Genomic DNA, 11,950 nt, shown 5'->3' on the forward strand with positions numbered 1-11,950 from the left:
CTCGTGTCAGGGTAGGTGTCGACCTGCATATAACCGGCAGGATCAGCAAAGTGTAGAGCCTGTCCGCCAAGTGCGGGATCACCGTGTCAGGCCCAGCCATCACCCTGCGTGAGCGTGACGCTTTCGTCCGCGAATTCGGTCTTTCCATATTCAATGGGCTGGCCCGAAGGATCGACATTGATGCCGACCGCCAGCCCCCCGGGGCCCGGGCCTCGGCCCGCGTCGACAGCGCCAGGACGGTCTTGCCCGGACCCTTGCCGTTGGCTGAGATGTTTCGGTGGTACCGGACCCGTTTCCCGATCGGATAATCGGGTGAACTGGCCGCAACAAATACCCTTGTTTTACGCCGGGCATGGATCAGCCCCCGATCCGCCAGCTGCGGCGCAAAGCCCAGGTTCTGACTACATCGAGGGGGGCCGCAGAATAATGCCGCTATCCGCGGTTTTCCGCGCATGCCGCGTCGATACGGGGCCAGGTCACCGGGGTTTCAGCACGTTCGGGCGGCGCGTCAGCCGGTCCGACCGCATGCCACTGACCGGTTCTGTCCTCTCGAATCGCGCGGCGGCGCAGCCGGGAATGGCGCATATGCCAAAGAAAATAGACTGTAATAATCAAAAAGAACGAGCAAATTGCCAATACGTCCATAAAAAGCACCAGATAACAAAGTGATACAAAAATTGAATGCGTATAGCTTCGCATATTTGGACGAACAAACCAAGCGGATGATCCGCCGGGCCATCCTGAAAGGGCTGGCCGTGCCGGGATATCAGGTGCCCTTTGTCAGTCGCGAGATGCCCATGCCCTATGGGTGGGGAACCAGCGGCGTTCAGCCGGACAGCGCGTAGCGATGGATCAGGTGAAAATGCCCGTTCTGGGCCTCGCCCATCAAGGCCAGCTCGGCAATGCGATACGGCGCGGGCAAAAGCGGTGCGAGCGTCCGACCCAGTTCAGACTGCGTCGCATCAAGCGTGGCTTTGTCCAGCTTGCCAGTCAGCGTAAGGTGAAACCGAAAGGCGCCAAGAACATAGGGGTACCCCCATTGCACAAGGTTCGCGTCCTGTTCGGGCGTCAGCCTGGCGGCGCGGCGGCGGGTCAGTTCGGCATCAGGGGCGGGCGCGCGAAAGCGGTCGAGTTCCTGCACGCAGGCCGCAGCCAGCCGGTTCAAGTCATGTTCGCAGCCCACAGGGCGCAGGGCCAGAAACCGGCCCAGGCGGGCAATGTCCAAGCCGTCCAGCGTGACCGGAGCTTGGGTCGATGCAAGCTGTGCGCAGGCCTGGCACAAGGCGTCGAAACTTTGATCTTCGTGCAGGTGAAAGGGAGGCTTCATCGTCGCATGAAGCCCATATTTGCGCGGAACCTCGGTTACTGCGGCCAGGTCAATGCCATTGACAACCGGATGCGTGACGCGCGTGCCGGTCTCGGGGTTCCAACCCAGCCAGTTTGTGGCAAAATCCGCCCATTCCTCGCCCGCCGGAGGGACATAATAGACTGCGTATCGTATGAACGTCACATTGGCCTCCTGCTGCGTGGCCTTTTCCGAAGCTCTACCCGTGTGAAACCCAGATGACAGAAGACTTGATCCTTGCCAATGCCTTGCTGGTTCTGCCCGATGAAACCGTAACGGGCAGTCTGCGCGTTCGTGCCGGGCGGATTTCCGACATGGACACCGGGGCGTCGGTTCCGGCTGGTGCCATCGATTGCGCGGGCGATTTCGTATGCCCCGGACTGGTCGAGTTGCATACCGACAATCTTGAACGACATATTCAGCCGCGCCCCAGGGTGGATTGGCCCCATGCGGCCGCAATCCTGGCCCATGATGCCGAACTGGCCAGTACCGGGATAACAACGGTGTTCGACGCGATGCGTGTCGGCTCGATCCCTTCGGGGGCGGGCCGTTATGGTAAATATGCGCGCGGCCTGTCACGGGAGCTTTGGCAATTGCGCGCGCAGGACGCATTGAAGATCAGCCATTTCCTGCACCTGCGGGCCGAGGTCTGTTCGGAAACGTTGACGGATGAGCTGGGTGAATTTGGCCCCGAGGACCGCGTCGGGCTGGTGTCGATCATGGATCATACGCCGGGTCAAAGGCAGTTCCGCGACTTTTCCAAGTTCGAGGCCTATGTAAAGGGCAAGCATGCCATGGATGACGACATGTTCATGCAGCATGTCGCGCAACTGAAGGGGCTTCGCGATCGCCACGGAGATATTCACGAGGCCGAAGCCGTCAAGGCGGCGCGCCGGTTTGGCGCTGTTTTGGCCAGCCATGATGATACCACGGCCGCACAGGTCAGGGTTTCGGCCGACCACGGCATTCGCCTGGCCGAATTCCCCACCACCATCGAGGCCGCCAGGGCCTGTCACGAGAACGGCATCAAGGTGATGATGGGCGCGCCTAACATCATTCGGGGCGGATCCCATTCTGGAAATGTCGCGGCGCAAGAACTGGCCGAGCTTGGGTATCTGGACATCTTGTCGTCGGATTATGTGCCGTCGTCCCTGCTGTTGTCGGCCACGATGCTTGGGCAGATGTGGGGAAACATGGCGCAGGGCCTCAGGACCGTGACGCAAACCCCCGCGCAGGCGACTGGGCTTGCAGATCGCGGCGCGTTGCGCGCTGGGTTGCGGGCCGATTTGATCCGTTTCCGCCTGCAGGCGGGGGTGCCTGCGTTGAACGGCGTCTGGTCCCGCGGGCAGCGGGTTGCCTGATCAGCTGCGATAAAACAGGTAACGGTCGGGGGCGATGGTTTCGGGGCCTTGTACCTGTTGGAACCCGACCAGCGGCTGGCCGGAAATCAACAGCCCGCCGGGCAACATGACCCGTGCAATCAATGGGCTGAGGCGGGCGGCCTCTGCGACGTCCTCATGCTTGATCCCGCGGCCAAAATCGTAATGTGCCATTGCGATTTTCTGGCCCGATTGCGCCAGTTTCTCTAACATCGGTTCCGCTTCGCCCTGCAGGAAATCCTGGGCCGGAGGCGTGCTGTCGGGGTGGCATTGCAGAACCCGGTCCATGACCCAAATGCGACGATCCGGCAGGATTTCACGCAAATGGTCATAGGTCCGGCCATTCCCCAGCCCCATGTCCAGCACGTCGCCACCAAGTTCGCTGATCTGTTCAGCGGCCCAGTTCAGTCCGTCGCGTTGCGCGGTCAGGCGGCGCAGCATGGAATCCAGTCGGCTCATCGGGGGCTCCTTGTGGGTTTGGGGTCCGGTCCTTCCCAGGCATATCCCGGACCGTCCAAAAGCGTGTTCAGCAGGGCGCTGGTAAAGGACCAGATATCGGGGTCATGGACAAGGTGGTGGGTCAGTATGCCAAACGGTTCGGCATTGTCCGCGCGGCCTTCGCGGCGGTCTTTCAACAGCCCGGCGGTTCTGGTGACCAGCAGGTCGGGGTCGATGACCCCGCGAGTGCCGCGCCAGTCTATCGGATCGAGATGGGTATTGATCTGTTCCAGACCGGGGACCGGTTCACGCGATGCGCGCGGTGTTGCGGTTGACAGAATGGTATATCCGACATCCGCCAGACGGTTGGACACGTCGGGGGCAATGCGGTTCCAGGGCGGTACGAACATGGGAACCAGCCGCTGGCCGAACATGCCCTTCAGGCGCGACAGCCCGGCCGCGGCGTCTGTGATACAGGCGCTGACGGGGCGATGGGCGCGGAACTCGGCCTTTTTTTCACCTTGCGGGGCATGGTTCTGGTGGGCCCAGCCATGAACGACCGGGATCAGGGCGGGCGTGTTCAGGACGCGCTCTGCCAGTTTGGCATCGGCGTCGCGGGGGATGACGGCAAGGTGTACGGGCAGGCCAATCCGTTCGGACAGGTCGACAAGCTGGTCCAGCTGAGGGGTCACGGTAATCGCGTCATCGTCGCGCCACCAGACCGGAAGCGTCAGGCCAGAGGTCCTCCAGTATGCGAATTCCTGGTGCAACGGTTGCCAGTTCGGGGTCATCTTGAGCGCCTCAGCAGGTCTTCGGCGATGGTCACCGATTTCTGCGCGCCGTCAAACCCGCCAATTTGCGGTGCCCGGCGGCCAATTGAAATCACGCGGTTCAAGCTGTCATGCAGCGCCGCGCCAGACAGGTTTTCACTGCTCAGGACATCAATCGCCGGCAGCCGCGCCAGGCTTTCGGCCCGCAGGCCCTGTTCGACCTCTTTCCCGTCGTCGAACGGGATCAACACCGCAGGGGTGCCGGATTGCAGCAGGTCCATTGCGGTGTTGTAGCCGCACATGCTGACCGAGGCCGCGGCAAGCGGCAGCATCTGCCGAAAATCGGGGCGCACAGGCTCGAGCGTGACCGGAGCGCCCTGCGCCATCTGTGCAAGCTGGGCAATACGCTCTGCCGCGTCGCGGCCACCAACCAACAGGCGCCAGGGCCTGTCTGACATGTTGCGGGCCGCTTCGATGGCGGCACGAAAGATCGGCTGCCCGACCGAACCGCCACCGGCGCTGACAAGGATCTCGCCCGTGCCGATCCCTTGGGGATGGGGCGTTGGGGCCGCAGGCGCAACAAACCCGGTATAGTGCAATCGACCTGCAAGCCGGTCCGATACCGGCCAACTGGCCTCAAGCCGGGTTACCTGCGGGTCAGAGTGGACCAGAACGCCGTCGTAATAGCGGTTGATGATCTGCTCGGCGCGCTCCGCCTTGGCTGGTTTGGACGGTGGCGCCAGGATGTCGCGTACCGAACTCAGAATAACGGGGCGCGTCGGCAGCGCGCGCGCGGCGTCCAGGGCGGCTTGAAACTCCTCCGCAAGGCTGCGACGGCCAAAGGGGAACAGTTCGGTTATCACGACATGCGGGGCAAAACTGGTCACAGCATCGACCAGCGTCGTGGCACGCCCGTTCAGATATGCGGTATCGGCCGTTTCACCGGTTTCCGTAAGCAGCCGGGTGAAATCGGTTCCGTCCGACCGCAGGGGCGGCAGGCCCAGAACAGACAACCCCGTCGCATCCAGCTGAGGCGCGGGCATGCCACCCGACGCCACCAGCACCTTGTGCCCCCGGCCCGCAAATGCACGACCCAGCGTCAGCGCGCGGCTCAGATGTCCGGTCCCCAACAGGTGGGTCACGATGATCATCACATTCACTGGGACACCTCGCGTCTGGGAAGGCGCACGGGTTCGGGCTGGGCCTGCATCGCTTCAAGCTCGACCACGTAAAGGCGGTTCCGCTTGATCCTGAACGGGGCCGGGCCGGAAAAATCCCACCCTGTCGCCTTGGCAAGAATGACGCGCATGATGCCGATATGGCAGACGGCCACGGCGTCGGATTGCAGCCCTTCCAGCCAGGGTTCAAGTCGGGCCCAGACCTGGGCCGGGGTTTCGCCATTTGGCGGGCGGTAATCCCAGCCCCAGTCTTCGATGTGACGATAACCGCTGTTCGGGTCCAGGATCAGGTCCTGGCCACGCAGCCCTTCCCAATCACCCCAGTTCATTTCTGTCAGCGCAGCCGAGGTCTTGGGGTCGCGCAGGGCCACAAGCCGCGCGGTTTCGGCCGCCCGTCGCAGCGGGCTGGACCAGAGATCTGCATCCGTCCAGGCGGGCGGTAACGCATAGCCCGACAGCTCGGCCCGGGCCTGTTGGTCAAGCGGTATGTCGCTGCGGCCTTGAATACGACCGGCCCTGTTCCAGCCCGTGTGCCCATGCCGCATCAGTGCAAGACGTGTCATGTCCGCGCCTCCACCAAGGGGCGGGCAGCGGCCCAGAACCTGCTTGTGGCAGATGGCATAAGGTGGCGCGCAGCCACATGTACGCGGGCGCGGGCGCCTTCGGCCAATCGTTTGGCGGGGTCTGCCAGCAGCGATTGCGCCCGTGCCGCAAGGCCCCGCGGCCCCTCATCGACGCTTGGATGATCGCCGGGTGTCAGTACATCGCGCACGCCGGGCCGGTCCTGTGCAACCACCGGCAAACCATGGGCCTGCGCTTCGAGATAGACCATCCCATAGGCCTCGTTCACGCCCGGCCAGATGAACAGTGACGCGTTGCCATAGGCCGCCTGTAATTCGGTCCGGTCCAACTGTCCAAGGAACCGGACACGGTGCGCAAAGGGGGCCATCAATTCCCGGACCGCGTTACGGGCAGGGCCGTCACCAGCGATATCCAGCCGCCAGTCGCCGGTCAGGTGCGCCAGGGTTTCCGCAAGGATTTGGTAAGACGCCAGCTTGTCCCCATCGCGCATCATCCCGACGGCCAGCATCGGCCCATTGCACGTTGCGGCGGCGGGAAGCTTGGACAGGGGCAGAAAGGGCGGCAGCTCGGCAAGGACCTGTTTCGCGGGCTTGTCCCGCCTGAGCGTGATCAGGTCGTTTGCCGTGTGGTAAAAGACGATATCGGCCATGTCGCAGGCATCATGAGCGGCCTGCGCAAAGGTGCTCCATGGTCCGGTCAGACGGCGCGAGGCGCGGGTGCTTTCAAGCTGCACATAGGGTATCCCGCGTGCGCGGCACACCGCGGGGCCCAGCATGTCGGGGGCCTTGTAATAGTTGTGATAGGTCACCCAGATCGCGGTGTCGTGCGGCATCTCCGTCATCAGGCGGTCGGCTTCGGCCTGTGCTGCCTGGCGCTTCCTGTCCTGGGCCGCCGCGTCGCCATATTTGTCATAGATGCGCAGATGCGACACCAGCTCGACCTTGTCGCCCTCGGCCGCGATGGCGCGCAGCAGGTTCCGGGCCATTTCGCGGTCACCCGACGGGGTCGGGCTGTCGGGGGATTTCATCGGAGCGTAAAAGGCGACGCGGGCCATTACAAAGGGTCCGCACACAGGTTGGTCAATCGTGCCGACAAACGGGCGATGCCGGGGTCCATGCGAAACTCGGCCAGCAAGCGGTCATAGGCTGCGCTGGCCATCCTGGCCGTGTCCTGCGGATTGCGCGCAAGCCTGACGATCGCCTGCGCCAGCGCCTGCGGGTCATCCTGGGACAGCATTCCATGCTGTCCGGGCACGATGAACTCGGGGATGGCCGAGACCGGCGTGGACAGGATCGGCAGGTGTTGTGATGCGGCTTCCATCAGGACATTTGGCAGACCATCACGGTCGCCGTCCTCGGCTATGCGGCTGGGAAGGACAAACAGGTCAGCGGCGCGCATTGCGGCAATGACTTCGGGCTGATCGCAGGCGCCCTTCCATGTTATCCGTTCTGCCAGCCCTGCGGCAGAGGCGCGACTGCGCAGGGCAAGGTCAAGCGTCCCGCCGCCAACATGGGTCCAGTGCCAGTTCAGCGTTGGCGGAAGCAGGGCGAAGGCGTCGATCAGGCGATCGAACCCTTTCTTTTCGACCAGACGGCCAACCGACAACATGTGAAACGGACCATCCGCATCCCGGACTGGCCGCTGGGGTGGGGCCGGAAACCGGTTCAGGTCCAGACCGTGATAGATCAGGTCGACGCGTCCGGGGTCATCTGCCAGCGCGCGCAGGTGCCTGGCGCCAATGGCCGTGCAGGTTGCACCAAACGCGGCCCCATAGGTCGCGGCCTGCAGCTTTTCGCGCTTTTCCCAGTCAGGCGATGTCCAGATATCCTTGGCATGGGCGGCAAAAGACCAGGGCAGGCCGCGCATGATGGCGGCGTACCGCGCGACCGAGGATGGCGTGTGCATGAAATGGGCATAAAGCCCGGCTGTTGCCGCGGGCAGTTCCGCCGCCAGAACGCACGCTTGTCCAAACCGCCGAACGCGGTTGCGCGTCGGATCTCGGCGCAGGTCTTCGCGCCAGACTTGATAGGCCCGGTCATACCCCGGCAGGTCACGGGCGGTATCGCGTGCGCGTGCGACGCGCGCCGGTTTCTGGTACAGGTATTCGGGCAGGTACCGGACCTGCCCCTTGAACCGGTCATGCAGCGGATGGCGTTTGGCGTCGGTCGGATGCCGCAATGACCAGATGTCGAACCGGTGACCTGCATCCTGCAGCGCAACCAGTTCCTGGGCGATAAATGTCTCGGACAGGCGCGGCCAGCCTTTGACCAGCACCGCCAGTTTTGGCGCGTCCGATGTCATCCGGTCGCCCGCTCCGGTTCATTGCGCAACAGCGCCTGGATGCGGGTCGTCACATAATCCAGCCCATCCAGCAGGCCCGCGCCGATTGCCTGCGACGGCAGCGGTTGGTTGGGCAGATCGCGGATTGCCCCGATCATCGCCTGCGGGGTCAGCCCGTCACGGTTTTCGTCCAGCATTTTGACCAGGCCCAGACCCTCGGCACGCGAGGCGCGGATCCACTGTTCCAGCCGCGGGGTGGTGCGCGGCACGATGACGGCCCTTTGATCAAAAGACAGGACTTCGCAGAAGGTGTTGTAGCCGCCCATGCAAACCACACCTGCCGCGCCCGCAAACAGCGTTTCGATGCGGGATTCGAACCCGACGGCTGTGACCCTGCCATTCAGGGCCGCCACCCGTGTTTCGAACTCATCGCGCTGTTCGCCCGACAGGAACGGGCCGTAAACCAGAACGGCCCGCGGCGACAGGTCGAGGTCCTGTTCATAGGCGGACAGGACCAGGTTGACCATGGCTTTGCCATCGCCACCGCCGCCCGGCGTGATCAGGATATACGGTTGCTGGGGCGGCTCATCGACCGGGCCAAGATCGCGGCGCAGGTAACCGGTCCAGTGAATCCGCGACTGGACCGCCGGGGCAAGCGGCAGGCCTTCGGTCGGGTCATAGATCGAACGCAGCCCGTAAACCCAGATCTCGTCATAGAACCGCTCGGTCGCGGCAACGGCATCCTTACGGCCCCACTCCGCCGCCAGGACCTCGGGTTCGTCAAGGACGTCACGCAACCCAAGGACCAGCTTGGTGCGACCGTGGCTTTGCAGATACTCCAATGTCGGCAGCAATTCGCCGCGGAACCCGGTTGGTTCCTTGTCCACGATCAGGATGTCAGGTTCGAACTGCTGAACGGCGGTTTGTATCAACCCCGACCGAAGCTCGGTAACCTCGTCGATCCCCATCCCGATTGTACGCGCGGCATAGGACCCATCGGCCCGTTTTGTCACCCCTGGCAGACGAACATGGTCGACGCGGCGCGGAAACGTGAACCGGCCAGCCACAGGCGAGCCGGTCAGGATCAGGGCCGAAGCGCGCGGATCAGCCTGGGTGATGGCCCCGGCCAGCGCGCGCGAGCGGCGCAAATGGCCCAGCCCGAACGTATCGTGGCTGTAAAACAGAATGCGCGGCGCGCGAGCAGCGTCTTGTTGTGTCTTGCCTAGGCTCATGCCGTCGCCCGTCATCTCGGTTTCGGTGCAAATCTGCGGGTTTGCAACAGTTATCGTATATTCTCTGGCGCTGCTTGCCAAAGGCTGTAACTCGGTACTGCAAATGCGCCAAACATTGCGATTTGGCAACAGGCAACCGCCGCTTTTCCTGTGGCGGGACAGGTTCTTGGCGCCCTGCGCACCAATTGGACGAATTGCCGCAATCCCGGTCCATGGGATGACCCGCGGCGCATGGTGCAGGCCAGACGATGCGCCAATAACACGCCACTACACGATATCGGGATGGCCAGGGGCGAAGGTTTGAACACACCCTCGGGCTTCTGTACTCTGGCCTGCAGAATATGAAAGTGGATAGCGGACCGCATGAAAAAGACCATTCTCGCCTGTGCAGCCCTGGTCATATGGGCCCTGATCGCCGGTTTCGCGGCGCAAGCGACGGCGCAGACCTCGTTGATTCCGGGGTATTCGACCGGATCGTCGGGCGATGCGCAGGACCCGTCAGAATCTGAACTGGCTGCTGCAATCCGCGCGGCTTCGGACGCGGGTGCCAGCGTTATCGTCATCGACAGCGCAGGACGGATCGTTGCAGGCACCGGTGCGGGCGGGCAAGGGACCGAGCATGATGTCGCCCATGACCCGATGGGCGAGGGGTCGCAGCTGATGAAGGCGCAGGAACGGTTTTCCAAGTTCCGCGACTCGGTCGCTTCGCGGCTCGAAGCGCTGCCTTATTCGATTTTCGAAGTGCAGTATATTTTGCGCGAAACCAGTCCGGACGGCCGCATCCAGACCTATGTCGAGGTTCTGGTCTGGAATATCGTCTTCCTGCTGATCGGCAGATGGCTGTCCATCGAGATCTACGGCAAGAGGATCGCAAAACGGATCGTCGTCGCGCGGAGCAAGGAAAACCCCGAAGGGTATCGCGAAAAGATGCCGTTCCTCGTTTTCCGCTTTGTGATGGGTGTCGGGGCGACGATTTTTGCCATGCTCATGGCCCTGGTCGTCGGCTATTTGTTCCTGGGCGAGGCCGAGGATATTTCAATCCAGTTTACCGTCACGGCCATCTTCACCGCGTATTTCCTGGCCCGGACCGTTTCAGACCTGTGGCGCATGGTCCTGTCGCCTTATCTCAGCCAGTACCGGTTGCCGCCGTTTTCGGACAGGGATGCAAAGCGGCTGTATTTCTGGGCGTCGTCACTGGCGACCTATGACATCTCGGTCGTTCTGTTTTCGACCTGGGTGGCGGATTTCGGGTTGAACTACAACGTGTACGCTATGGTCTACGGTAGCCTGACCATGGTCGGCGCTGTCGGCTCTGTCCTGTTGGTGCTGTTCAATGCGCGCGCGATTTCGAACGCCATCCGAGGCGGTCGCGCCCCGGACAAGGTATCGTGGCTGTTGCGGGTCCTGTCCTATGGCTGGGCCCCGGTGCTGATCGTGTACATGGTCTTTAGCTGGCTCAAACTGGCCGTCGATCTTGTCCTTGAAAACCAGGGGTCGGTTCCGATCGTGGCCAGCAGCTATGCGATCTTCATGTCTGTGGTCATCGCCTATGGCGCGATGAACTATCTTCTTGAGCGTTACTTTGACCGCAACCGGCAGATCAAGGCGCTCAATACCGAGGCCGACGTCGCGGAAACGGGGCTGACCGCACCTGAAACACCCGAGGCCGAGAAACGCAAACACACCCTTCTGACCTATGAAGACCTGGCGCGCCGGGTGGCCGGTATATTGGCCATGGTGGTTGGTCTCTATGCCTTGGTGGTGATCTGGAACCCCGAGGCCAGCTGGAGCGATGACCTGCCCGTCGAACGCGTGCTGGACGTGATGGTCATCTTGTTCATCGGATATATCCTGTTCCATTTCTTCCGCATCTGGATCGACAGCAAGATCGCCGAGGAAGAGGATGATGGCGGCGGCGAGGCCGAACTGGGCGATGAGGGCGGCGAAGGGGGGCAAAGCCGTCTGGCGACCCTGTTGCCTCTGTTTCGTGGCGCCATTCTTGCCATTGTCGTGGTCACGATCGTTCTGATCGTCCTGATGGAAGTCGGGATAAATGTCAGCCCGCTGTTTGCCGGTGCTGGCGTTGTTGGTCTTGCAATCGGGTTCGGGTCGCAGACCCTGGTGCGTGATATCTTTTCCGGTGCGTTTTTCCTGTTGGATGACGCGTTCCGCAAGGGCGAATATATTGATATCGGCGACGTCAAGGGAACGGTCGAGAAGATCTCGGTCAGGTCGATGCAGCTGCGGCACCATCTGGGTGCGCTGAACACCATCCCGTTTGGCGAGATCAAGGTTTTGACCAACTATTCCCGCGACTGGGTCATCATGAAGCTGCCCCTGCGCGTGACATATGACACCGACGTGGAAAAGGTACGAAAACTGATCAAGAAACTGGGGCAAGAGTTGTTGAGCGATCCGGTCATCGGTGAGAATTTCATCCAGCCTCTCAAATCGCAGGGCGTGATCGAAATGCAGGATTCGGCGATGATCATCCGGGTCAAGTTCATGACCAAACCCGGCGATCAGTGGCTGGTGCGCAAGAAGGTCTATCAGGACATCCGCGAACTGTTTGCGCGCGAAGGTATCCGCTTTGCCCATCGCGAGGTCACGGTTCGGCTTGCCGATGGCAAAGAGGCCGAGGACCTGACCCCCAAGCAGCGTGAGGTCGTGACCGGCGCGGTGCAGGCCGCGATAGACGAAGATTACCTTGATGACATCGGACCCGGAGGGGATGACCGTTAGACCG

At 62.3% G+C, this 11,950-nt stretch carries 10 protein-coding genes and 1 pseudogene; 3 read left to right on the forward strand and 8 right to left on the reverse strand.

The window, feature by feature from the left end:
* Positions 1-677: 677 nt before the first annotated feature.
* A pseudogene (locus tag ACXAG8_RS11285) lies at positions 678-842 on the forward strand (alpha-D-ribose 1-methylphosphonate 5-phosphate C-P-lyase PhnJ); the annotation flags it as partial.
* On the opposite strand, the gene ACXAG8_RS11290 reads toward ACXAG8_RS11285, so the two are convergent.
* Positions 827-1,510 (reverse strand): DUF1045 domain-containing protein, encoded by a 684-nt coding sequence (locus tag ACXAG8_RS11290; RefSeq protein WP_475224331.1) that lies wholly within the window; start codon positions 1,508-1,510, stop codon positions 827-829. The pseudogene ACXAG8_RS11285 and the gene ACXAG8_RS11290 sit on opposite strands and share 16 nt — an antisense overlap.
* Positions 1,511-1,563: 53 nt before the next feature.
* Here ACXAG8_RS11290 and ACXAG8_RS11295 point away from each other — a divergent pair, with 53 nt between their 5' ends.
* Positions 1,564-2,706 carry an alpha-D-ribose 1-methylphosphonate 5-triphosphate diphosphatase gene (locus ACXAG8_RS11295; protein ID WP_475224333.1) on the forward strand — a complete coding sequence of 381 codons (1,143 nt, stop codon included), beginning with the start codon at positions 1,564-1,566 and terminating at the stop codon, positions 2,704-2,706.
* Here the strand turns inward: ACXAG8_RS11295 and ACXAG8_RS11300 are convergent, their stop codons facing one another.
* From ACXAG8_RS11300 to ACXAG8_RS11330, 7 genes are read right to left on the reverse strand one after another with little or no spacing between them, the layout of a single operon-like run.
* Positions 2,707-3,183 (reverse strand): class I SAM-dependent methyltransferase, encoded by a 477-nt coding sequence (locus ACXAG8_RS11300; protein WP_475224338.1) that lies wholly within the window; start codon positions 3,181-3,183, stop codon positions 2,707-2,709.
* Entirely contained in the window at positions 3,180-3,953 is a 774-nt protein-coding gene (locus ACXAG8_RS11305) for a polysaccharide deacetylase family protein (RefSeq protein ID WP_475224340.1), read from the reverse strand. Before ACXAG8_RS11305 ends, ACXAG8_RS11300 begins: the two co-directional genes overlap by 4 nt.
* Positions 3,950-5,092, reverse strand: coding sequence for a glycosyltransferase family protein (locus ACXAG8_RS11310; protein WP_475224345.1), 1,143 nt, complete (start codon positions 5,090-5,092; stop codon positions 3,950-3,952). The genes ACXAG8_RS11305 and ACXAG8_RS11310 overlap by 4 nt, the downstream gene beginning before the upstream one ends.
* Positions 5,089-5,673 carry a histidine phosphatase family protein gene (locus tag ACXAG8_RS11315; protein ID WP_475224347.1) on the reverse strand — a complete coding sequence of 195 codons (585 nt, stop codon included), beginning with the start codon at positions 5,671-5,673 and terminating at the stop codon, positions 5,089-5,091. The genes ACXAG8_RS11310 and ACXAG8_RS11315 overlap by 4 nt, the downstream gene beginning before the upstream one ends.
* Positions 5,670-6,746, reverse strand: coding sequence for a glycosyltransferase family 4 protein (locus tag ACXAG8_RS11320; protein WP_475224350.1), 1,077 nt, complete (start codon positions 6,744-6,746; stop codon positions 5,670-5,672). The genes ACXAG8_RS11315 and ACXAG8_RS11320 overlap by 4 nt, the downstream gene beginning before the upstream one ends.
* Positions 6,746-7,993: a glycosyltransferase family 4 protein gene (locus ACXAG8_RS11325; protein ID WP_475224352.1), complete on the reverse strand. Its 1,248-nt coding sequence runs from the start codon at positions 7,991-7,993 to the stop codon at positions 6,746-6,748. Before ACXAG8_RS11325 ends, ACXAG8_RS11320 begins: the two co-directional genes overlap by 1 nt.
* Positions 7,990-9,204: a glycosyltransferase family protein gene (locus tag ACXAG8_RS11330; protein WP_475224354.1), complete on the reverse strand. Its 1,215-nt coding sequence runs from the start codon at positions 9,202-9,204 to the stop codon at positions 7,990-7,992. Before ACXAG8_RS11330 ends, ACXAG8_RS11325 begins: the two co-directional genes overlap by 4 nt.
* Positions 9,205-9,567: 363 nt before the next feature.
* Here ACXAG8_RS11330 and ACXAG8_RS11335 point away from each other — a divergent pair, with 363 nt between their 5' ends.
* Positions 9,568-11,946, forward strand: a complete 2,379-nt coding sequence (locus ACXAG8_RS11335; RefSeq protein WP_475224356.1) for a mechanosensitive ion channel domain-containing protein — start codon at positions 9,568-9,570, stop codon at positions 11,944-11,946.
* Positions 11,947-11,950: the final 4 nt, after the last annotated feature.

Source organism: Ruegeria sp. ABD4_443, from assembly GCF_056160865.1.